Source organism: Prosthecodimorpha hirschii, assembly GCF_001305515.1.
In the GTDB taxonomy this organism is placed as follows: domain Bacteria; phylum Pseudomonadota; class Alphaproteobacteria; order Rhizobiales; family Ancalomicrobiaceae; genus Prosthecodimorpha; species Prosthecodimorpha hirschii.
The window spans coordinates 3812746-3832959 of record NZ_LJYW01000001.1; the positions used below are offsets into that span (position 1 = coordinate 3812746).

The following is a 20214-nucleotide window of genomic DNA, read 5'->3' on the forward strand; positions in this document are numbered from 1 at the left end:
TCCATGCAGCCCCTCGTCAAGGTTCTGATTTTCGCGATCGATATCTATTGGTGGATCGTCATCCTCGCGGTGGTCTTCTCCTGGCTCTATGCCTTCAACATCGTCAATTCGCGCAATCAGCTGGTCGATACGATCGGCAACTTCCTCTATCGGGCGACCGAACCCCTGTTCGCGCGCATCCGGCGCTTCCTGCCCAATCTCGGCGGCATCGATATCGCGCCGATCCTGGTCATTCTCGGCCTCTACCTGATCCGCGAGTACCTGATCTATCTGTTCCGCTTCGTGCCGTGAGCGGCGCCGGCGACGCGGTCAAGACCGAGGCGGGCGCGGTGCGACTGCGCGTCCGGCTGACCCCGCGCGCCGGTCGCGATAAGGTCGGTGCGTTCGAAGTGCTGTCGAGCGGAGAGACCGTGCTCGCCGTCCATGTCAGGGCCATCCCCGAGAAGGGGGCCGCCAACGTGGCGCTGGAGGGACTGGTCGCCAAGTCGCTCGGCGTCGCGAAGAGCAAGGTCGCGGTCGTTTCCGGCCAGACGTCCCGGACGAAGATCCTGCGTATCGAGGGTGATCCGTCCGAGCTCTCCGCCGCCGTCGAACGACTGGTCGATCACGGTTGAGTTCTGGTATACCAAATACCAGTCATCTCGAACGATCGCAGGGATGATGCTGCCGGCGCCCGCTCGGGTCCGGCCAGAGGGTTTTGCGCCCGACGCGGCCCGGCGCCGCGCGGCCGATGGGGGAGAGGTTCATGACGGCACAGATCATCGACGGCAAGGCCCAGGCCGAGGCGCTGCGGGCGGCGGTGGCCGGAGAGGTGGCGCGGCTCAAGGCCGACCACGGTTTCGTGCCCGGTCTGGCGGTGGTGCTGGTCGGCGAGGATCCGGCCAGCAAGGTCTATGTCAGCTCGAAGGCCAAGCAGACGGTCGAGGTCGGCATGAACTCGATCGAGCACAAGCTCGATGTCGCCACGACCGAGGCCGACCTGCTCGCCCTGATCGGAAAGCTCAATGCCGACCCGGCCGTGGACGGCATCCTGGTCCAGCTGCCGCTGCCCAAGCATATCGATTCCGCCAAGGTCCTGGAGGCGATCGCGCCCGACAAGGATGTCGACGGCTTCCACGTCGTCAATGTCGGCAAGCTGGCGACCGGGCAGTGGAGCCTGGTGCCCTGCACGCCCTACGGCTCGATGATCCTGTTGCGGGCGACCCTCGGCAAGCTCGCCGGCAAGGAGGCGGTCGTGGTCGGCCGCTCCAACATCGTCGGCAAGCCGATGGCGCAGCTGCTGCTGAAGGCCAACTGCACCGTCACCATCGCCCATTCCCGCACCCAGGACCTGCCGGCGGTCTGTCGCCGCGCCGATATCCTGGTCGCCGCGGTCGGCATTCCGGAATTCGTCAAGGGCGACTGGGTCAAGCCGGGCGCCACGGTGATCGATGTCGGCATCAATCGCGTGCCCGCGCCGGAGAAGGGCGAAGGCAAGACCAAGCTGGTCGGCGATGTCGACTATGCGGCGGCGGCCGAGGTGGCCGGCGCGATCACGCCGGTCCCGGGCGGCGTCGGTCCGATGACCATCGCGACCCTGCTCGGCAATACCCTGATCGCCGCCTGCCAGCGCCGCGGCCTCGCCGCGCCGGCCTATTTCGCCGAGATCGACCGGGATCTGTTCCGCTGACGATCATTGGCCGCAGGAAGACGGGTCGGCGCGCATCCGGCGCCCCGACCCGGCGCCACCGCCGTCAATCCAGCGTGCGCGCTTCGTCCGGGAGCATGATCGGGATGCCGTCGCGGATCGGGTAGGCGAGCCGGGCGGCGCGCGAGATCAGTTCCTGGCGCTCGGCGTCGTATTCGAGCGTGGTCTTGGTCAGCGGACAGACCAGCAGCTCCAGGAGCTTCGGGTCGATCCGGCCTTTCTGGCGGTCTTCGACGGGGCGCTTTTCGGTCATGGGCTCTACTGCAGCGGGCTGCGCGGCCGGCCCGGCTCGCCGGTCAGGGTTCGCTCGGTGAGGGCGATCAGCATCTCGGCGCGCGTCTTCAGGTCGGAGGCCTGCAGCAGCGCCTGCTTCTCGGCCGGGCCGTAGGGCGCCATCATCGACAGCGTGTTGACCAGCGCCTCGGTCGGCGCCTGATCGAAGCTGGCCCAGTCGGCCTCCAGGTTGTTGGCCTCCAGATAGGCCCGGAACACGCTCATCAGCGCCTTGCGGTCGACCTCGGCCTCGCCGCGATTGGGCTCGAAATCCTCGGCGAAGGGCTCGGTCGCGACCCGCACCTGGCGATAGGGCGTCGTGGTCGACAATTCTTCCGAGACCGAGAAGCGGACGATCCCCGACAAGGTCAGCAGGATGCGGCCGTCGCCGGTCTCGGCGAACTGCGTGATCCGGCCGAGACAGCCGACCTCGCACAGCGCCGGCCGGCCGGTCAGATCGACCGACCCGTGGTCGAAGCGCGGCTGGACCATGCCGATGATCCGGTCGCCGCGCAGGGCGGCGTCGACCATGGCCAGATAGCGCGGTTCGAAGATGTTGAGCGGCAACTGCCCGCGCGGCAGCAGCAGCGCGGCCGGCAGCGGAAAGACCGGTACCACCATGGGAATGTCGTCCGGGCCGCGATAGGTCCGGTTGCCTGCCAGCGTCATGGTCGCCTCCCTTGGTGGCCGCTCCGGTCTGCGATGGCGCGGTTCGGACCGTCCGAACCCGTTCGCGCCGGGGACGGGGGCCGCCGGCGCGAGGGCCTCATCAGGCGAACAGCACCGAGGAGAGGCGGCGCCGGCCGTAGAGGGTCATCTCGTCCTTCGGACCCCAGGCATCGAAGAACTGCAGCAGCTGCTTGCGTGCGGCTTCCTCGTTCCAGTCCCGTTTACGACGGACGATCTCGACCAGATGATCGACCGCCGCCTCGCGCTTGTCGTGGGCGTTGAGGATCAGGGCGAGATTGAAGCGCGCGTCGTGATCGTTGGCGTCGCTGGCGAGGCGCGCCTCCAGCTCCAGGGAATCGCCGAGCTTGGCCGATTGCTCGGCCAGTTCCAGCTGCGCCCGGGCGGCGGCGACCGCCGGGTCGGACTGCTTGGCCGCCGGGACGGTCGCGATCAGGGCGCGGGCCTCGTCGAACTCCTTGGCGGCGACGAGCGTGCGGACCAGGCCGGCGAGGCCGGCGAGATTGTCGGGCTCCATCTCGCGCACGGCGGCGAACAGATCGGCCGCGCCCTGCAGGTCGCCCGCCGCCAGCGCCGCTTCGGCCTCGGCCAGAAGCGTCTCGGCGTCGGACGGGCCGACCGGCCCGGCGACGCGTTCGATGAAGCTCTGGATCTGGCTTTCCGGAACGGCGCCCATGAAGCCGTCGAGCGGCTGGCCGTTCTTGAACGCGATCACGGCCGGGATCGAGCGGATGCCCAGCTGGCCGGCGACCTCCGGATGGTGGTCGATGTTCATCTTGACCAGCCGCACCTTGCCCTTGGCATTGCGCACGACCTTCTCGATGACCGGCGTCAGCTGCTTGCAGGGGCCGCACCACTCCGCCCAGAAGTCGACCAGCACGGGGACCTGGCGCGAGGCCTCGATCACGTCGCGCATGAAGTCGCGCGTCGTGGTCTCCTTGATCAGATCGTCGCCCTTGGCGGCGGGGGCCGGCATGGCACCGCCGGCCGGAGGCACCGGGGCTGCACCGAAGGACGCGGTCACGCCGCCCGAAGCCGGGCGGCCCGCAGGCGCCGCGCCAGCCGCCGGCCGGGCCTCTGCCGGCTGGGCCGCGGGGCGGCCGCTGAACTGGTTGCCGAAGGAGAAGCTGGGTCCGCTCATGGTCCTGTCCCGTCGCCAGGGCGCTGCCGCGCCCAATCCATACCAACCGGCGCTGCCGCGCCCAATCCATACCAACCGGCGCTTTCGCGCCCAATCTACCGACCGGCGCGTCCGCGCCGAATCCATACCGACCGGCGCGTTGGCGCCATGTCCCTTCCCGTCGCGTCCCGCGCGACCCGATCCATGACGATCGTGGCCGGGGGATGCCTGCCGGCCCTATCCGGTACCGCCGATCGCTCCCGCCGGCCGCCATCGACCTGGTCGGATCAGATCCGGCGCCCAGCCTGGCGGCCGAGGGCGTCCGGCCCGGTCCGCCGGCAACCTCGGTCGCGCAATAACATGGTGACGAACCTTCGTCATGGCAATTCCGGCGCGCGCGGGAACTGCACTCAATCGGCGGCGGCGGGCTCGGGGGCGTCGAGATCGAGCTTGCCGTGCGACACCGCGACGACCTGCGGATCGTGTCCGGTCGCGCGGATGAAGGCGAGCAGGTCCTCGCGCCGGATCGACGTGGTCGCGGTATTCTCCAGCGGGTGGTAGTTCAGAATCTCGTGGTCGAGCATCGGCTGATCGAGGACCACGGTGACGCGGCCCTGCACGTCGTTGATCAGGCCGAACGGCGTGACCGAGCCCGGAATGACGCCGAGCAGCTCCATCAGCAGTTCGGGCTTGCCGAAGGTGACGCGGCCGGAGGCGCCGATCTTCTCGTGAATCTTCTTCAGGTCGATGGCCGCATCCGCCTCCGCGACGACCAGGAAGACGCGATCCTTCTTGTCCTTCAGGAACAGGTTCTTGGTATGCCCGCCGGGAATGTTCCCCTTGCCCTGCCGGCTCTCGGCCACGGTGAAGAAGGCCTCGTGCTCGATGGTTTCGGTCTTGATGCCGAGGTCGTCGAAGCGGCGCATCAGGTCGGCGCGGGTCAGGGGCATGGGGAACTCATCATTGAAGGAAAGACAGGGATCGGAGGGTCGCTCGCCGGGGGCTGTCCGTCTGTTCGGGATCGTCCAGAGCGGCCGAGCCGCACGTCCGTCGATCGGGACAGGCTCCCGTGGCGAGACGATTGCATCGCGGTCCGACCTGATCTAGCAGGCCCGTCGCGGTCCGTCGATTGGCAGGGTACGGTCCGGATGGCGCATCCGGGGAGGGCGGATCAAGGCGTGTGGACGCCGTACTGCGGATCGCCACGGTGGCATGCTAGAAATCGGTGATGGGACGTCCGCGGTCTTGCGGCGGAGTGAAACGGGCCAATGACGCTGGTCAGCCGAAGCTATCGAAACGTCTGCCTCACGCCGCTCCGGCCGGCCTCGGATCCGACATGGCTGTTCGCCTATGGGGCTCATGACGAAACCGGGGCGGCGATCGAAGACCTTCGCTTTCGGCGCGGACAGCGCCTGTCGCAGTTCGTCCCGGTTCCGTCGGAAGAGCCCCGCAGGCTGGCCGGCGACCATCTCTTCGCCGGCATCCTGTTCAACCACTACGGCCACTTCCTGCTGGAGGGATTGACCCGCCTGTGGGCTCTGCGCGCGGCCGCACCGGATCAGCCGATCCTGTGGCTGCGCCATTACGACAGACCGATGCGGACGTGGCATGGCCAGATCTTCGCGTTGTTCGGCATCGACCCGGCCCGCTTCCAGTTCGTCGAGGGACTGACGCGCATCGACAGCCTGGAGGTTCCGGAGCCGGGCTGGATGAGCCCGACCCGCTACGAGCCGGACTATTTCGACGCCATTCGGCTGCGCCGCGGCACCCCGGTCACGGCCGGACGGAAGGTCTGGCTGTCGCGCAGCCGTCTGGCCGCCAATCAGGGGCGCATTGTCGGGGAGGCCGATCTCGAAGCGGTCCTGCAGCACCACGGCTGGGACATCGTGCATCCTGAGACGCTGAGCGTGGCCGAGCAAATCGACCGGCTCGACGGCGCGGAGCGCATCGCCGGGTTCGAGGGATCGGCCTTCCACACCCTGCTGTTCATGGACGTGCCCGGCAGGGTCGAGATTTTCGCCCGTCGCCGTCCGGCCAGCCGGCACTTCGGGATCATCGCCGAGCGGAAAGGCTTCACCCAGACGGTGCATTATCCGACGCTCGACTATGTCTCGGGTGCTGCGGCGCGCACGGTGTCCCGTCTGGTCGACCCGGACTCGGTACTGGCCTGCCTGCTGCCCTGATCCGCCCGGCGTGCCGTCCCGGCGCCTTCCATCTTGCGCCAACGCAAAAAGGCCGGGGAACCCCCGGCCTCTCGCGGCATCGAGCAGAAGGAGCGGCCCGGATCAGGCCGACTTCTTGTCCTGCTTCTCGACGATGCGGGCCGCCTTGCCGGTCAGGCCGCGCAGGTAATAGAGCTTGGCGCGACGGACCTTGCCGCGGCGGACCACGTCGACGGACTCGACCAGGGGGGTGTAGACCGGGAACACGCGCTCCACGCCCTCGCCGTAGGAAATCTTGCGCACCGTGAAGCTCTCGTTGAGCCCCGAGCCGGAGCGGGCGATGCAGACGCCTTCATAGGCCTGCACGCGGGTGCGGTTGCCTTCGACGACCTTGACGTTGACGCGGACGGTATCGCCGGGGGCGAAGTCCGGGATCGAGCGCTTCTCGGCGATGGCCGCCATCTGCTCGGCTTCGAGTTGATCGATGATGTTCATGGGTGCACCTGTTCCGAAATCGGCGTTGCCTATACTCGATGTCGAGCCGCTTGTCATGTCCCCGTCGCGTCAATCGCGGGAACGCGACCGTCGCGGCCGGTTCGTCTCGTCCGCCCGTCGCCGGGCTTGGTAGTCCGTCCAGAGGTCCGGCCGGCGCTCGGCGGTCAGCCGCTCCGCCGCCTCGCGGCGCCAGCGCGCAATCCTGCCGTGGTCGCCGGATGTCAGGACCTCCGGGATCGTCTGCTCTTCCCAGACCTGCGGCCGGGTGTAGTGCGGATATTCCAGGAGCCCGGCCTCGAAGCTCTCCTCCGTACCGGACTCGGTCTTGCCCATCACGCCCGGCAGCAGCCGGACGACCGCGTCGAGCAGCACCAGCGCCGCCGGCTCGCCGCCGGACAGGACGTAGTCGCCGACCGAAACCTCGGTCAGCCCGCGTCCCTCGATGACCCGCTCGTCGACCCCTTCGAACCGGCCGCAGACGATCACCGCCCCCGGTCCGGCCGCGAGGTCGCGGACGAAATCCTGCCGGAGCGGCCGGCCGCGCGGGCTCATCAGGAGCCGCGGGCGCGGATCGTCCGGTGCGGCCGCCCGGTCCAGCGCACGGGCGACGATGTCGGCCCGCATCACCATGCCGGGACCGCCGCCCGCCGGCGTGTCGTCCACGCTGCGGTGCCGGTCCTCGGCCGCGTCGCGGATGTCCGCCACGTCGAGCGACCAGAGCCCCTTGGCCAGCGCCTTGCCGGAGAGCGCGATCCCGAGCGGACCCGGGAACATCTCCGGATAGAGCGTCAGCACCGTGGCGCGGAAGCCGGTCAAGGCTCCGATCCTCCGGCCGCATCGGACGGACCCGCTGCCGGACCCGCCGCCGGACCCGCCGCATCCCCGGCAGCCTTGCGACCCTTCCGCCGGCGTCCGGGCCGGCGCTTCAGGCTGCCGGCCTCGACGCCCTCCGGGCCGCCCGACGCCTCCGCCGCAGCGGCGGCCTCGTCGTCCGGCGTGGCGCCCGCGAACAGGCCCTCCGGCGGCTCGATCACGACCCGTCCGCCGGCCACGTCCACCACCGGCGCGAAGGCCTTGGTGAAGGGCAGGTAGACGGTCGAGCCGGCGGCCGGCTGGATTTCCAGGAGGTCGCCCGCCCCGAAATCCGGCACCGCCAGGATCGTGCCGTAGAGCGTGCCGTCGGCACCCTCGGCCCTCAGCCCGATCAGATCGGCCTGATAGAAGGTCTCCTCGTCCTCCGGCGCCGGCAGGGCGTCGCGGTCGACGAAGAGGCGCGTCCCGTTCAGTTCCTCGGCGCGATTGCGGTCGGCAACCTCGCGGAACTTCACGATCAGCACCGTGTCGGCCGGACGCAGGCGCTCGACCGTGAGGGCGAAGGCCGCGTCCTCGGAGGCGAGCGAACCGTAATCCGCGATCGCCTCCGGCGGTTCGGTGAAGGACTTCACCCGCACGTCGCCCCGGATGCCGTGGGCGGCACCGATCTGTCCGACGAGGATGCGCTTCGGCGCCATGGCTTTGGCTGCTCCCGGACGGACGGATCAGCGGATCACGCTGCGGCGGCTTCGGCCTTCTTGGCCTTCTCGGCGGCGCGCTCCTGGGCCTTCTTGCCCGGGACGGCCTTCTCGGGATTGTTGCGGGCTTCGCGCGTGGCGATGCCGGCATCGGCGAGGAAGCGCAGGACGCGGTCGGTCGGCTGGGCGCCGACGCTCAGCCAATGCTTGATGCGCTCCGGCACCAGGCTGACGCGATCGGTCGAGTCCTTGGCCAGCATCGGGTTGTAGGTGCCGACCTTCTCGATGAAGCGGCCGTCGCGCGGGTTGCGGGCATCGGTCACGACGATGCGATAGTAGGGGCGCTTCTTGGTGCCGCCGCGGGCGAGCCGGATCTTGAGGGACATCGTAGACCTTTCCGTTCGAAGTCTTGAGGCTGGGATCGAGGCGCCCCGGAGACCGGGGCGGTTTTGCGGGTGGGGTCGGCTACTTCTTCTTGCCGAGCCCCGGAAGGGTGGGGAAGCCGCCGGGTCCCTTCGGACCGGGGAAGCCCATGCCGGGCGGCAGGCCGAGCCCGCCGGGCGGCATGGGCGGCAGGCCGCCGCCGCCGCCGAAACCGGGCGGCATGTCGGGCAGCTTGCCGGACTTGGCGAGCCGTTCGAGCTCGGCCGGGTCGATCTGCGGCGCGCCGCCGCCCATGCCGAGCATGCTGCCGAGGCCGCCGAGCATGCCGCCCTTCTTCTTGCCGAGCATCTTCATCATGTCGGCCATCTGGCGGTGCTGCTTGAGGAGGCGGTTGATGTCCTCCACGCGCGTGCCCGAGCCGGCCGCGACGCGGCGCTTGCGCGAGGCATTGAGCAGTTCGGGCTTGCGCCGCTCCTTCGAGGTCATCGACGAGATGATCGCGATCTGGCGCTTGACGATCCGGTCGTCGACCTTGTCGAGTTCCTTGCTCATCTTGCCCATGCCGGGCAGCAGGGCCATCATGCCCTTCATGCCGCCCATCTTTTCCATCTGGCGCAGCTGCTCGGCGAGATCGTCCAGGTCGAACAGACCCTTCTGCATCCGCTGGGCGGCCTTGGCGGCCTTCTGGACGTCGATCTCCTGGGCGGCGCGCTCGACCAGCGCGACGATGTCGCCCATGCCGAGGATGCGGCCGGCGATGCGCGCGGGATCGAAATCCTCCAGCGCATCGGCCTTCTCGCCGACGCCGATCAGCTTGATCGGCTTGCCGGTGACCGCACGCATCGACAGCGCCGCACCGCCGCGGCCGTCGCCGTCCATGCGGGTCAGCACGATGCCGGTCAGCCCGACGCGCTCGTCGAAGGACTTGGCCAGATTGACGGCGTCCTGGCCGGTCAGCGCGTCGGCGACGAGCAGGATCTCGTGCGGCTTGGCGACGCGCTTGATCTCGGCCATCTCGAGCATCAGCTGCTCGTCGATATGGATGCGGCCGGCGGTGTCGAGGATGACCACGTCGTAGCCGCCGAGCCGGCCGGCCGTCATGGCCCGCTCGGCGATCTGGGTCGGCGACTGGCCGGCCACGATCGGCAGCGTGTCGACCTCGTTCTGGACGCCGAGCACCCGCAGCTGCTCCTGCGCGGCCGGGCGGCGCGTGTCGAGCGAGGCGAGCAGCACCTTGCGGCGCGACCGCGCGGTCAGGCGCAGGCCGATCTTGGCCGTGGTGGTCGTCTTGCCCGAGCCCTGCAGGCCGACCATCATGATCGCGACCGGGGCCGGGGCTTCGAGGTCGATCGGCCGGGCATCCGAGCCGAGCATGTCCACGAGCGTGTCGTGGACGATCTTGATCACCTGCTGGCCGGGCGTGACCGAGCGGATCACCTCCTGGCCGACGGCGCGGGCGCGCACCTTGTCGGTGAACGAGCGCACGACGTCGAGCGCCACGTCCGCCTCGAGCAGCGCACGGCGCACCTCGCGCATGGCCGCGTTGACGTCTTCCTCCGTCAGCGCGCCGCGCCGGGTCAGCTTGTCCAGGATGCCGGACAGGCGTTCCGAAAGGCTCTCGAACATGCGTCTCGCTCTTCGCTCAGGCCGCCCGAGGGCGACGGGTTGATCCCGATCGCACTCAGATAGGGTCTCGTCCGGGAGGCCGACAGACCGGAACGGGCGGAAAGCCCATGTCCGGAACCGAACCCGCCAAACGGAAACGCGCCCGCGGGCGCAACGCGCTGGCGGGCGTGGACCTCCGGGATCGGGTCCCGGTCGGCGGATCGTCGTCGAATTCTCGGCGAGACCGCGGGTCAATACGCGCAAAGCCGGCGGGGGTCAAGGATGCCGATCCTATTCGGCCCTCGCGGCAGGTCGCACGACCGGATAGACAGAACGCCGAACCGAGATCGAACCCATGACCGATACCCCCGCCTTGCCCGCCGCCGCCCCCGAATCCTGCCCGCATTGCGGCAAGCCGGCGGCCTTGTGCGTCTGCGACTTCGTCGAGCCGGTCGAGACCCGGGTCAGGCTGGCCATCCTGCAGCATCCGCAGGAGCAGGACGTGACGCTCGGCTCGGCGCGGCTGGCCGTCCGGCATTTCGTCGGCGGCATCTTCAAGGTCGGACTGTCCTGGCCGAGCCTGTCCAAGGCGGTTGGGCGCGAGGTCGACGTGAAGCGCTGGGCGGTGATGCATCTCGGCTCGGTCGATACCGACGCCTTTCCGCCCGGCCGCGATCTGGCCGTGGTCGACAAGGACGGCAAGCCGGTCGCCGACCAGGCGGCGGCGCTCAAGGGCATCGAGGGTGTCGTCGCCTTCGACGGCAGCTGGAGCCAGGCCAAGACGCTGTGGTGGCGCAATCCCTGGGTCCTGAAGGCGCGCCGGCTGGTGATCCGGCCGGCGCAGCCCTCGCTCTACGGCAAGCTGCGCAAGGAGCCGCGCCGCGAAGGCCTCTCGACCTTGGAGGCGGTCGCCTTCGTGATCAGCCGGCTCGAAGGCAAGCCGGAGATCGAGAAGGCGATGCTGTCGAGCTTCCGGCGCATGCTGCAGCGCTACCGGGATTCGCTGCCGCCGCCTCAGGAGAAGAGCCGGAAGCGCCGGCCCGGCTCGCCGGCCTCCGCGCCGTCGGCCGCGCCGGCATCCGGGCCCGGATCGTCCGGCGGCGGCGCGAACACGTAGGAGGCCGCGGATTTCGCCGCTTCGGCGCGCGCGGTGTCGGGCTTGGGGACGTCGGCCTTCGGGGCGTCCGGCTTGCCGGTCTCGCCGCGCGGCGGCTCGGGCCGCGTTTCGCCGGCCGCCTTGGGCAGGATCACCACCTTGTCGGACGCCACGACGGTCGGCCTGGCCGGCTCGGCGGCGACAGGGCCGGCCTGAGCGGTCGGGCCGGCCGGCTTGACCGGTTCCGGCTTCGCCTCGATCAGCGCAGGCTCGGGCTTGCGGTCCGGCGCGCCGGACTTGGCCTTTTCGCGTGCGGGCGCTGCGGACGGGGGCGTCGCAGCGGAGGGCGCGGGGGCCGACGGCGCAGGGCGGGTCGGCTCCGGCGGCAGCAGCTCGGCGCGGGGCGGCTCCGCGGCGGGCGGCGCCTTCGCCGGCTCGGCTTCCGCGGCCGGCGGCATGTGGGCCGGGCGACCTTGTTCGGGACGGGCCGGATCGGGACGGAACGAGTCGGCGCGGGTCGGGTCGGGACGCGCCTGTTCGAGCGGCAGCAGGCCGGCGGTGTCGTCGCCGGCCTCGTCCGTCTCGTCGAACGGGTCGGTCACCGGGCCGCCGAGGAGATCGGCCGGCACCTTCCACTCGAAGGCGTCCAGCCGGCCGGAGACCGGCGAGACCGGGGCCCAGCGCTCGGCGACGAAACCGTCGGCAATCCAGGACGGATCACGCGGCGCGCGCGCGGCCCGGGCGCGCCAGCCGCGCACCTTGCCGGGGGCGCCGTGCTCGGCTTCCTCGATCTCGGCCATGATCAGGCAGGCGCGCCGGCTCGGCGCCGGGTGCATGACCGGCTTCAGGGCGGCGCGCGCGGCGGAGACGTTGCGCGCTTCCAATTCGGCGCGGGCGAGCGCGAAGGCGCATTCGGTGTGATGGGCGCGGACCCGGATCAGATCCTTGATGCGGGCGAGCCGGTCCTGCGCGCTGTCGCCGGGCCGCAGATGCGCATAGGCGTCGGCGAGTTCCGGATGCGGCTCGTGGCGCCAGGTCGTCTCGACCACGCGCGCGGCCCGCTTGATGTCGCCGGCCCGGGCCATCAGGCGGGCGGCGACCACGGCCGCCGGCACCAGTTCGGGCGCCAGCCCATGCGCCTCCATGGCGAAGTTGCGGGCGAGATCGGGCTCGCCCATCTCGATTTCCAGGGCGCGCGCGGTCAGCACCACGGCGCGCAGCCGCTTGGCGCGCGGCTTGTCGACGATTCTGTGGCGGGCGTTGCGGTCGAGGGTCGCCAGCGCGCCGTCCCAGTCCCGGTCCTGGGACTGGAATTCGAGCAGCGCCTGGCCGGCCCAGCCGACGCGCGGCGCGAGCGTGTTGGCCTCCTCGGCGAAATGGCGCGCGGCGGTCGCATCGTTGTAGCGGCCGGCCTCGACATAGAGGCCGCGCAGGCCGAGGAGCCGCGTCTCCGGATCCTCCAGCATGCGCTCGAAGGCCTCGTGGGCGGCGGCACGGTCGCCCGACAGCTGGGCCGCCTGGGCTTCCAGGAGCAGCGCCAGCGGCTCGGCGCCGAGCACCCGCCGGGCCTCCTGGGCGAGCCGGCCGGCGGTCGAGGGATCGCCGGCGCCGACCGCGATCATGCCCTGGCTCAAGGCCCGCCAGCCGCGCTCGCGCTTGCGCCGGGTGAAGAAGGAGCCGACCGCGCCGGGCGTCCGGACGAGACCGCGCAGCAGGGCGAACACGGCCAGCACCGCGGCCGTGAAGGCCACGATGGCGATCGCCACCACCATGGTGGAGGTCTTCATCTCGACCCCCTGCCAGACGAGCGTCAGTTCGCCCGGATGGTCGGCGAGCCAGGAGAAGCCGAAGGCGAGCGCCAGGAGGACGGCGAAGAAGACGAGGACGCGGATCATCGCGGGGTTCTCACTGGCCGGGCTGCACGAGCTTGGAGAGGACCGAGGCGGTCGAGGCGGCAAGCGCCTTGTCGACGGCGACGCGCGCTTCGAGCCCGGCCGCCCAGTCGGCCGAGGCCTTGCGGCCGGCTTCGGGCAGGGCGCGCCATTCGGCGAGCGCCCCGGCCAGATCGCGCGCCTTGAGCCGGTCTTCGAGACGGGCGACGCGGGCTTCCGGCCCGTCGCCGCCGACCTCGCCGACCTTGCGGATCGAAACGGCCTGACCGGCATTGGCGAGGAGCTTGTCCATCAGGCCGCCGGCTTCCGCCGGAGCGGTCGCCTGCAGGATGCGCTTGGCGACGGCGCCGTAGCGGTCGACCAGGAGCGCGCTGGTCGGCACGCCGGTCGCGGCGAGCGGCTCCAGGACGGCGAGGTCGACCGCGCCGCGCGCCAGCGTCCGGGCGGTGGCGAGTTCGGTCGCGAAGGGGCGGCCGTCGTCGACGGCGGCGCGCAAGGCGCCGAGCGACAAGGCCAGCACCGCGTCGGTGCGGGCATCGGCGCCGCGCCGGGCGAAGCTCTCGATCTCGCCGATCCGGTCGCTGAAGCCGTTGAAGCGGGCCTCGACGGCGGCGGTCCGGGCCGCCGCGGCGTCCAGGCCCTTGCCGATCTGGCCGAGGCGGCCGTCGAGATCGCCGGTGCGCCGCTCGGCCTCCGTCGACCGCGCCGTCAAGGCCTCGACCTGGCGGCGGGCCTCGCCGAGCCCCGTGCCGTTCGCCTCGACCGCCTTGCCGAGATCGGCGAGCCGGGCCATGTCGGCCGAGATCGTCTCGATGCGCCGGCGGGTTTCCTCGAAACCGGCGACGCGGGCGAACAGCACGTCGACGGTCTTCCTCAGATCCTCGTAGCCGGTCAGCCGCTTGGCCGTGTCGCCGGCCGCCGTCTCGAGCGCTTCGAGCCGGCGCGCCGACTGGCCGAGCGTCTCGGCGAGGCCGGACAGCTTGGCGTCCAGCGCCGTGTCTCCGGCCGCGACCTTGTCGCCCAGGCTGCGGATTTCGGCCGTCAGCTTCTCGGCCGCGGCCCGTTCGCCGGCATCGAGCCGCGCGGTCAGCGCCTCGGTGCGGCCGGCGACGCCCTTGATCTCGGCGGCAAGCGCCTGGCGTTGCGCCGCCAAGGCCTGCTCGAAGCCGCCGCGAGCGACGGCGATATCGGCCAGGAACTTGCGTTCGAGCTCGTCCAGCCGGGCCGGATCGGCGGCCGGTGCGGTGCCGGACGCGACCGGGGCCCCGGACGAGGCCCCCGGGGAAGCGCCCGACGGGGCCGCGCTGCGCAGGCCTTGCAGGTCCTTCTGCAGCGCCTCGATCTGCTTGCCGCGGTCGGCGGCAACCTGTTCGAGCGCGGCGAGCCGCCGCGCGAGATCGGCCGGGACGGCGGCGCCTGAGGCCGACGGAGTTGGCGCGGCCAGCCGCTTTTCGGCCTCGGAAAGACGCGATTCGAAGCCGGCCACGCGGGCGCGGTCGAGGCTCGCGGCGGGAGAATTGTCCGGCCAGCTGCCGCCGACCGCCAGGAGGAGCGAGCCGCCGATGCCGATCAGGCCGCCGACCGCCGCCGCGGCGGCAAGGCGCAGGTCGAAGCCGGACCCGGCCGGACCCGGCACGGGACCGCCGGACGCAGCGGGAGCGGGATCCGGACCGACCTCCGGGGCTTCGGGGAGCGGATCTACGGGGCGGGGCGTGCTGGATGACATCGGACGTCCATGCTCTGCGACCGGTCCGTCCGACGCGGCGGAGACCGGGATGGGATCGGAAGGTCCGCCGGGCGGGCTGCCCGCCAAGCCGGCTGGGGCTGGCGGCGCTGCGGCGACCGAATCGGCGGGAGCTGTCGCGGGGCCGTCCGGTCCGGTTCCGTCGGCCGGCGGCGGCGACCCTGCGGAGGCCGAAGGGATGGGGTGATCCGGGCCGGCATGGGCGACGGATGCCGCTGCCGATATCGGCATCGGTGCGGGCTGCTCGCCGGACGGCGCCGCCATGCCCGGTTCCGAGCCGCCGTTGCGACCGCGGGCCTGTCCGTCGGGTCGACCGGAGCGGGTCTTGCCGTCCCTTGCCATCAGCGTTCCTCCCCGGCTGCGAACCGCTCTTGGCGATCATGCGATCGCGGCGACCAACCTATCGCGGCGATCGTGGCGAGATCGTGAGGGCCGACCGGCGCCGGTCCCGACTTACGCCGACAAGGTTTCCAAAATCGCCTCGGCGGTCGGGCGCGGGGCGATCTCGATCCGGCGAAAGCCAAGGCCCTCAAGGGGCTCGGCCGCCGCCGCCGAGATGGCATGGACGACAACATGCCCCAGGTCGGGGATCGGTCGCAACTCAGTCAGGCAACTGACTAAGATCTCCGCCGTGCGCCGCGAGTGGATCAAGACGGCATCGATCCGCCCCGCGCAGAGTTCGGCCGCCGCCGCTTCCGGCAGCCGGGCGGCGGCTTCGGCCCGGTAGACTTCGACCAGGTCGACCGCGAAGCCGGCCGCGCGCAGCCAGCCGTCCAGATCGCCGGATCGGTCCCGTCCGGCGGCATAGAGGATGGCTCCGGCTTCGGGGTTCAGGCTGGCGGCGATCAGGGCGGCGAGATCGGCGGCATTGCCGGCGGCCGAGCGGACATCCGTGCCGCCGAGCCGGGCGGCGGCCGTCGCGGTCGCGTCGCCGACGCAGAAGATCGGCCGTCCGGCCAGCATCGGCCAGTCCGGCCGCGCCGCGAGCGCTTCGAGCGCCCGGGCGCTGGTCACCGCGAGGGCGGCGAGGCCGTCGGGCCGGATCGCCGCGTTGGGGGCGAGGACGATCGCGAGGAGCGGGGCGACGATCGCCTCATGGCCGCGCCGCAGGAGGGCCGCGGCCGTCTTCTGCGCCTCCGGTTCGGGACGGACGACCAGAACCCGCATCGCGCTCGCCCCTCTCAGCCGAAGAAGTCCGGCCCCCCGACCGCCTTCAGGGCCTGTCCGGCCTCGGCGCCGATGCGCGCGGCGTCGGCGACGGCGCCCTGGCGCGCGATGGTGTGGGCTTCGCTGCCGTCGGTCTTCAGGATCAGCCCGTCGAAGCGCAAGCCGTCCCCATCGATCCGGGCGAGGCCGGCGATCGGCGTGCGGCACGATCCGTCCAGGGCGGCCAGGAAGGCGCGCTCGGCCGCCAGGCAGATGCCGGTCTGCGGGTCGTGCAGATGGGCGACCAGGGCATCGGTCGCCGCGTCGCCGACCCGGCTTTCGATGCAGATCGCGCCCTGGCCGACGGCGGGCAGGAAATCGTCGGTCTCGATCACCTGGCTGACGACATGGCCGAGCCCGAGCCGCTTCAGCCCGGCATGGGCCAGCAGCGTCGCGTCGGCGACGCCGGACTGCAGCTTGGTCAGCCGGGTCTGCACGTTGCCGCGGAATTCCACCACCTTCAGGTCGGGCCGGAGCCGCATGACCATGGCGCGGCGGCGCAGCGACGAGGTCCCGACCACCGCACCGGCCGGCATCTCGGCGAGGCTGTGATAGACCGGCGACACGAAGGCGTCGCGCACGTCCTCGCGCGGCAGGAAGGCGGTGATCGCCAGCCCGTCCGGGAGCAGGGTCGGCATGTCCTTCGAGGAGTGCACGGCGAGGTCGATCGACCCGTCGAGCAGCGCCTCCTCGATCTCCTTGGTGAACAATCCCTTGCCGCCGGCCTCCGACAGCGGCCGGTCGAGGATGCGGTCGCCGGACGTCTTGATGACGACGATCTCGAAGGCGCTTTCTGGTGCCCCGGTCGCCGCCATCAGGCGTGCGCGCGTCTCGTAGGCCTGCGCCAAGGCGAGTGCGCTGCCGCGCGTCCCGATCCGCCACAGTTTGGATTGCACGTGAAGACCACCGTCTGTTAAAGCCGGGCGCGCCGCCCTCTGGATCGCCTGATGCCGGTCCATAATGCGGACGCTAGAACCGGCCTCGGGCAAGCCCCATATCGAGACTTGTCTTTAGCCGAAGGCGGCCGCACGCGCCATCCGGCGTTCATCCGAAAACCGGCTGGACGGCGCACTCCGAAACCGCGCCGGCAGGGTCCGGCACCGTCCTGCGCCTGACGGCGTCCACCGCCGCACGAGGCCAACCGGGTCCCCTGATCGCCATGTTGATTCTCGGAATCGAGACGAGTTGCGACGAGACGGCCGCCGCCGTGGTCGCCCGCGACGCGGACGGACGCGGGCGCATCCTGTCGAACGTGGTCCATTCCCAGCTCGAGGACCACGCGCGGTTCGGCGGCGTCGTGCCCGAAATCGCCGCCCGCGCGCATGTCGAAGCTCTCGACGGGATCGTCGCGCGCGCGCTCGCCGAGGCCGGCATCGGCTTCGCGGATCTCGACGGCGTTGCGGCGACCGCCGGCCCGGGCCTGATCGGCGGGGTCCTGGTCGGGCTGATGAGCGCCAAAGGCATCGCCCTGGTGCATGGCCTGCCGCTCGTCGCCGTCAACCACCTGGAAGGCCATGCGCTGACCGCACGGCTGACCGACGGTGTCGAATTTCCCTACCTGCTGCTGCTGGTCTCCGGCGGCCATACCCAGTTCGTCGCCGTCGAGGGGCTCGGCCGCTACCGCCGGCTCGGCACCACCATCGACGACGCCCTCGGCGAGGCCTTCGACAAGACCGCCAAGCTGCTCGGCCTCGCCTATCCGGGCGGGCCGGCGGTCGAACGGGCGGCGCGCGCGGGCGACGCCAACCGCTTCGCCCTGCCGCGGCCGCTGCTCGGCCGGGACAGCCTGGACTTCTCGCTGTCGGGCCTGAAGACCGCGGTCCGCCAGGCGGCGCAGGCCGCCGCGCCGCTCACCGACCGGGATGTCGCCGATGTCGCCGCCGCCTTCCAGGCGACCGTCGCCGAGATCGTCGCCATCAAGGCCCGCCGGGCGCTGGCCGTCTTCACGAAGCAGACCGGCGTGACCGCGCCCGTCCTGGTCGTCGCCGGCGGGGTCGCCGCCAATCAGGCGATCGGAACCGCGCTGCGGGCGGCGGCCGCGGCGGTCGGCGCGCGCCTCGTGGTGCCGCCCGCCGGGCTCTGCACCGACAACGGCGCCATGATCGCCTGGGCCGGTGCGGAGCGGCTGGCGGCTGGCCTCGTCGACGGGCTCGATGCCCCGGCGCGGGCGCGCTGGCCGCTCGATGCCGATGCCGTGCCGAAGCTCGGCTCCGGCCAGCACGGAGCCAAGGCATGAGCGGGATCAGGGTCGGGGTGTTCGGTGGCGGCGCCTGGGGGACCGCGCTGGCGCTGGTGGCGGCACGGGCGGGCCGGACCGTCACCCTCTGGGCGCGCGACCGGGCCGTGGCCGCGGAGGTCGGCTCCCTCGGCACCAATTCCAAGTTCCTGCCCGGCATCCGGCTCGAACCGCGCTTCACCGCGACCGGCGATCTGGCCGAGGCGGCGGCGGCCGACATCGTGATCGCCGCGGTGCCCGCGCAGGCGACCCGCGGCCTGTTGCGCGACCTCGCCGCCCATGTCCGGCCGGGCGTGCCGGTCCTGGTCGCCGCCAAGGGGATCGAGCGCGGCACGGACGCGCTGATGACCGAGATCGTCGCGGCGGAACTGCCGGGCCGGCCGGCCGCGGTGCTGTCCGGGCCGAGCTTTGCCGACGACGTGGCGCGCGGCCTGCCGACGGCGCTGACCGTCGCGGCGGCGGATGGCGCGCTTGCCGAGCGGCTGTCGGCCGCGCTGGTCTCGCCGAGCTTCCGGCCCTATGCGGCGACCGACGTGGTCGGCGTGCAGATCGGCGGCGCGCTCAAGAACGTCATCGCCATCGCGTCCGGCATCGTGGTCGGCCGCGGCCTCGGCGCCAGCGCGCAGGCCGCGCTCACCGCGCGCGGCTTCGCCGAACTCGGCCGCCTCGCCCGCGCGCTCGGCGCCGAGCCGGAGACGCTGATGGGCCTGTCCGGCCTCGGCGACCTGGTCCTGTCGGCGACCTCCCGGCAGTCGCGCAACTTCTCGCTCGGCATCGGCATCGGCGAGGGGCGCTCGGTCGCGGACCTGACCGGCACCGGCGCCAAGCTGGCCGAGGGCGCCTTCACGGCGTCGGTCGCGCTCGATCTGGCCGAGCGCCATGGGGTCGACCTGCCGATCACCGGTGCGGTGGCGGCGGTGCTGGCCGGCCGGCTGTCGGTCGATGCCGCCGTCGAGGGTTTGATGACGCGGCCGCTCCGGCGCGAGGGCACCTGAATCGCCCGGCCGGAAGCGTCCAGCCGGAGCCGTCCGGCTGAGGCCGCCCGGCCCAAGCCGTCCGGTCCGGTGCCGGACGGACGGGCGCTTTCCCGCCTTCTTTGCGACGGGACGATTCCGTTTGCGGGCGACTGGCCTTATGGTCGCTCGCCGAAACCCGATCGGAGATCGTTGATCCATGCTGTTTCTCGCCATCTGCCGCGACAAGCCCGGCCACCTGCAGCTCCGCCTCGATACCCGCGACACCCATGTCGCCTGGCTGAAAGGCCTCGGCGCGACGCTGAAGCTGGCCGGTCCGTTCCTGGACGATGCCGCCGAGACCATGTCGGGCTCGCTCGTGGTCGTCGAAGCCGCCGACCTCGGCGCCGCCAAGGCGCTGTTCGCCGAAGACCCCTACGCCAAGGCCGGCCTGTTCGAGAGCGTCGAGGTCAAGCCCTGGCGCTGGACCTTCGGCAATCCGGCGGCGTGAGGGCGCGATGGCGCATTGGCTCTACAAGTCCGAGCCCGGCGTCTGGTCCTGGGACGACCAGGTCGCGGCCGGGCCGGCGGGCACCTTCTGGGACGGGGTGCGCAACCATCTCGCCAACAACCACATGAAGGCGATGCAGGTCGGCGACCGCGGCTTTTTCTACCATTCCAACGACGGCAAGGCCGTGGTCGGCGTGGTCGAGGTGGTCAAGCCCTGGGCGCCCGACCCCAAGGACGAGGCCGGCCGGTTCGGCGCCGTCACCCTGAAGGCGGTCGCGCCCCTGAAGGTTCCGGTCGAACTGGCCGCGATCAAGACCGATCCGCGCCTCGCCGAGATGGTGCTGGTCAAGAATTCCCGCCTGTCCGTGCAGCCGGTCACCGACGCGGAATGGGACGCCATCCTGGAGCGTGGCGGCGGCTCGTGACCGGCACGCCCGCCGATCCGGACCTGCCGGCGCTGGTCGCCTTCGTGGCGGCCAACACCCGCCTGCAGGCGCCGCCGCATGTGCCGGAGATCCGGCTCCACCTCGCCGACGAGGCGGTGGAGCTCTGGCACCGGACCGAGGCGGAGCTCGAGACGATCGGCCTGCCGCCGCCCTACTGGGCCTTTGCCTGGGCGGGCGGGCAGGCGCTCGCGCGCCATGTGCTCGATC

23 protein-coding genes are annotated in these 20214 nt (G+C 71.6%); 10 read left to right on the forward strand and 13 right to left on the reverse strand.

From position 1 onward, the window contains the following. Window positions 1-3 precede the first annotated feature (3 nt). The 3 genes from ABB55_RS16715 to folD all read left to right on the forward strand — a co-directional run bounded on the left by ABB55_RS16715 (window position 4) and on the right by folD (window position 1669). The gene (locus ABB55_RS16715; RefSeq protein WP_054359817.1) at window positions 4-291 is read left to right on the forward strand and encodes a YggT family protein; all 288 of its coding nucleotides are present in this window, start codon (window positions 4-6) and stop codon (window positions 289-291) included. Then, the gene (locus tag ABB55_RS16720) at window positions 288-614 is read left to right on the forward strand and encodes a DUF167 family protein (protein ID WP_054359818.1); all 327 of its coding nucleotides are present in this window, start codon (window positions 288-290) and stop codon (window positions 612-614) included. The genes ABB55_RS16715 and ABB55_RS16720 overlap by 4 nt, the downstream gene beginning before the upstream one ends. A 131-nt stretch (window positions 615-745) precedes the next feature. Continuing rightward, window positions 746-1669, forward strand: a complete 924-nt coding sequence (gene folD, locus ABB55_RS16725; protein WP_054359819.1) for a bifunctional methylenetetrahydrofolate dehydrogenase/methenyltetrahydrofolate cyclohydrolase FolD — start codon at window positions 746-748, stop codon at window positions 1667-1669. Window positions 1670-1733: 64 nt separating this feature from the next. On the opposite strand, the gene ABB55_RS16730 is transcribed toward folD, so the two are convergent. The 4 genes from ABB55_RS16730 to ABB55_RS16745 all read right to left on the reverse strand — a co-directional run bounded on the left by ABB55_RS16730 (window position 1734) and on the right by ABB55_RS16745 (window position 4717). Next, window positions 1734-1940, reverse strand: coding sequence for a Trm112 family protein (locus tag ABB55_RS16730; RefSeq protein WP_054359820.1), 207 nt, complete (start codon window positions 1938-1940; stop codon window positions 1734-1736). A 5-nt stretch (window positions 1941-1945) separates the two neighbouring features. Continuing rightward, entirely contained in the window at window positions 1946-2623 is a 678-nt protein-coding gene (locus ABB55_RS16735; RefSeq protein WP_054362119.1) for an LON peptidase substrate-binding domain-containing protein, read from the reverse strand. 106 nt (window positions 2624-2729) lie between these two features. Further along, window positions 2730-3788, reverse strand: coding sequence for a thioredoxin (gene trxA, locus ABB55_RS16740; RefSeq protein ID WP_083463689.1), 1059 nt, complete (start codon window positions 3786-3788; stop codon window positions 2730-2732). 389 nt (window positions 3789-4177) lie between these two features. After that, window positions 4178-4717, reverse strand: a complete 540-nt coding sequence (locus tag ABB55_RS16745; RefSeq protein ID WP_054359821.1) for a prolyl-tRNA synthetase associated domain-containing protein — start codon at window positions 4715-4717, stop codon at window positions 4178-4180. Window positions 4718-5035: 318 nt separating this feature from the next. Between ABB55_RS16745 and ABB55_RS16750 the strand changes: the two genes are divergently transcribed. Further along, window positions 5036-5950 (forward strand): glycosyltransferase family 61 protein, encoded by a 915-nt coding sequence (locus ABB55_RS16750; RefSeq protein ID WP_054359822.1) that lies wholly within the window; start codon window positions 5036-5038, stop codon window positions 5948-5950. A 102-nt stretch (window positions 5951-6052) separates the two neighbouring features. Here ABB55_RS16750 and rplS read toward each other — a convergent pair whose 3' ends face one another. The 5 genes from rplS to ffh form a co-directional block, all read right to left on the reverse strand. After that, entirely contained in the window at window positions 6053-6424 is a 372-nt protein-coding gene (gene rplS, locus ABB55_RS16755) for a 50S ribosomal protein L19 (RefSeq protein ID WP_054359823.1), read from the reverse strand. Between the two features lie 69 nt (window positions 6425-6493). After that, window positions 6494-7198, reverse strand: coding sequence for a tRNA (guanosine(37)-N1)-methyltransferase TrmD (trmD, locus tag ABB55_RS16760; protein ID WP_244472176.1), 705 nt, complete (start codon window positions 7196-7198; stop codon window positions 6494-6496). A gap of 38 nt (window positions 7199-7236) precedes the next feature. Beyond that, on the reverse strand, window positions 7237-7935 hold the full coding sequence (gene rimM, locus ABB55_RS16765; RefSeq protein WP_083463690.1) for a ribosome maturation factor RimM: 699 nt from the start codon (window positions 7933-7935) through the stop codon (window positions 7237-7239). 35 nt (window positions 7936-7970) lie between these two features. Further along, window positions 7971-8321, reverse strand: a complete 351-nt coding sequence (rpsP, locus tag ABB55_RS16770) for a 30S ribosomal protein S16 (RefSeq protein WP_054359825.1) — start codon at window positions 8319-8321, stop codon at window positions 7971-7973. A 79-nt stretch (window positions 8322-8400) separates the two neighbouring features. After that, the gene (gene ffh, locus ABB55_RS16775) at window positions 8401-9945 is read right to left on the reverse strand and encodes a signal recognition particle protein (protein ID WP_054359826.1); all 1545 of its coding nucleotides are present in this window, start codon (window positions 9943-9945) and stop codon (window positions 8401-8403) included. Window positions 9946-10279: 334 nt separating this feature from the next. Between ffh and ABB55_RS29055 the strand changes: the two genes are divergently transcribed. Beyond that, window positions 10280-11041, forward strand: coding sequence for a tRNA-uridine aminocarboxypropyltransferase (locus ABB55_RS29055; protein WP_083463691.1), 762 nt, complete (start codon window positions 10280-10282; stop codon window positions 11039-11041). On the opposite strand, the gene ABB55_RS16785 is transcribed toward ABB55_RS29055, so the two are convergent. The 4 genes from ABB55_RS16785 to hemC form a co-directional block, all read right to left on the reverse strand. Continuing rightward, window positions 10939-12915: a heme biosynthesis protein HemY gene (locus tag ABB55_RS16785; protein ID WP_054359828.1), complete on the reverse strand. Its 1977-nt coding sequence runs from the start codon at window positions 12913-12915 to the stop codon at window positions 10939-10941. The two genes, ABB55_RS29055 and ABB55_RS16785, sit on opposite strands and share 103 nt — an antisense overlap. Window positions 12916-12925: 10 nt before the next feature. Further along, window positions 12926-14548, reverse strand: a complete 1623-nt coding sequence (locus tag ABB55_RS30420) for a hypothetical protein (protein ID WP_054359829.1) — start codon at window positions 14546-14548, stop codon at window positions 12926-12928. 561 nt (window positions 14549-15109) lie between these two features. Continuing rightward, on the reverse strand, window positions 15110-15823 hold the full coding sequence (locus ABB55_RS16795) for a uroporphyrinogen-III synthase (RefSeq protein WP_054359830.1): 714 nt from the start codon (window positions 15821-15823) through the stop codon (window positions 15110-15112). Between the two features lie 14 nt (window positions 15824-15837). Continuing rightward, the gene (gene hemC / locus ABB55_RS16800) at window positions 15838-16758 is read right to left on the reverse strand and encodes a hydroxymethylbilane synthase (RefSeq protein WP_054359831.1); all 921 of its coding nucleotides are present in this window, start codon (window positions 16756-16758) and stop codon (window positions 15838-15840) included. Between the two features lie 263 nt (window positions 16759-17021). Between hemC and tsaD the strand changes: the two genes are divergently transcribed. The 5 genes from tsaD to ABB55_RS30935 all read left to right on the forward strand — a co-directional run. Next, window positions 17022-18098 (forward strand): tRNA (adenosine(37)-N6)-threonylcarbamoyltransferase complex transferase subunit TsaD, encoded by a 1077-nt coding sequence (gene tsaD, locus ABB55_RS16805; protein WP_054359832.1) that lies wholly within the window; start codon window positions 17022-17024, stop codon window positions 18096-18098. Continuing rightward, complete coding sequence (locus ABB55_RS16810; RefSeq protein WP_054359833.1) at window positions 18095-19093, forward strand: NAD(P)H-dependent glycerol-3-phosphate dehydrogenase; 999 nt, start codon at window positions 18095-18097, stop codon at window positions 19091-19093. The genes tsaD and ABB55_RS16810 overlap by 4 nt, the downstream gene beginning before the upstream one ends. A gap of 178 nt (window positions 19094-19271) precedes the next feature. Beyond that, window positions 19272-19562, forward strand: a complete 291-nt coding sequence (locus ABB55_RS16815; protein ID WP_054359834.1) for a YciI family protein — start codon at window positions 19272-19274, stop codon at window positions 19560-19562. A 7-nt stretch (window positions 19563-19569) separates the two neighbouring features. Next, window positions 19570-19986, forward strand: coding sequence for an EVE domain-containing protein (locus tag ABB55_RS16820; protein ID WP_054359835.1), 417 nt, complete (start codon window positions 19570-19572; stop codon window positions 19984-19986). A gap of 23 nt (window positions 19987-20009) precedes the next feature. Beyond that, on the forward strand, window positions 20010-20214 hold a 205-nt coding region (locus ABB55_RS30935), incomplete at its 3' end, for a class I SAM-dependent methyltransferase (protein WP_420848250.1).

Bases quoted from the DNA above. Each gene is read 5' to 3' on its own strand.
- ABB55_RS16715 (WP_054359817.1), top strand. From the start codon at position 4: ATGCAGCCCCTCGTCAAGGTTCTGATTTTCGCGATCGATATCTATTGG.
- folD (WP_054359819.1), top strand. From the start codon at position 746: ATGACGGCACAGATCATCGACGGCAAGGCCCAGGCCGAGGCGCTGCGG.
- ABB55_RS16730 (WP_054359820.1), bottom strand. From the start codon at position 1,940: ATGACCGAAAAGCGCCCCGTCGAAGACCGCCAGAAAGGCCGGATCGAC.
- trxA (WP_083463689.1), bottom strand. From the start codon at position 3,788: ATGAGCGGACCCAGCTTCTCCTTCGGCAACCAGTTCAGCGGCCGCCCC.
- ABB55_RS16745 (WP_054359821.1), bottom strand. From the start codon at position 4,717: ATGCCCCTGACCCGCGCCGACCTGATGCGCCGCTTCGACGACCTCGGC.
- ABB55_RS16750 (WP_054359822.1), top strand. From the start codon at position 5,036: ATGACGCTGGTCAGCCGAAGCTATCGAAACGTCTGCCTCACGCCGCTC.
- rplS (WP_054359823.1), bottom strand. From the start codon at position 6,424: ATGAACATCATCGATCAACTCGAAGCCGAGCAGATGGCGGCCATCGCC.
- trmD (WP_244472176.1), bottom strand. From the start codon at position 7,198: ATGTTCCCGGGTCCGCTCGGGATCGCGCTCTCCGGCAAGGCGCTGGCC.
- rimM (WP_083463690.1), bottom strand. From the start codon at position 7,935: ATGGCGCCGAAGCGCATCCTCGTCGGACAGATCGGTGCCGCCCACGGC.
- rpsP (WP_054359825.1), bottom strand. From the start codon at position 8,321: ATGTCCCTCAAGATCCGGCTCGCCCGCGGCGGCACCAAGAAGCGCCCC.
- ffh (WP_054359826.1), bottom strand. From the start codon at position 9,945: ATGTTCGAGAGCCTTTCGGAACGCCTGTCCGGCATCCTGGACAAGCTG.
- ABB55_RS29055 (WP_083463691.1), top strand. From the start codon at position 10,280: ATGACCGATACCCCCGCCTTGCCCGCCGCCGCCCCCGAATCCTGCCCG.
- ABB55_RS16785 (WP_054359828.1), bottom strand. From the start codon at position 12,915: ATGATCCGCGTCCTCGTCTTCTTCGCCGTCCTCCTGGCGCTCGCCTTC.
- ABB55_RS16795 (WP_054359830.1), bottom strand. From the start codon at position 15,823: ATGCGGGTTCTGGTCGTCCGTCCCGAACCGGAGGCGCAGAAGACGGCC.
- tsaD (WP_054359832.1), top strand. From the start codon at position 17,022: ATGTTGATTCTCGGAATCGAGACGAGTTGCGACGAGACGGCCGCCGCC.
- ABB55_RS16810 (WP_054359833.1), top strand. From the start codon at position 18,095: ATGAGCGGGATCAGGGTCGGGGTGTTCGGTGGCGGCGCCTGGGGGACC.
- ABB55_RS16815 (WP_054359834.1), top strand. From the start codon at position 19,272: ATGCTGTTTCTCGCCATCTGCCGCGACAAGCCCGGCCACCTGCAGCTC.
- ABB55_RS16820 (WP_054359835.1), top strand. From the start codon at position 19,570: ATGGCGCATTGGCTCTACAAGTCCGAGCCCGGCGTCTGGTCCTGGGAC.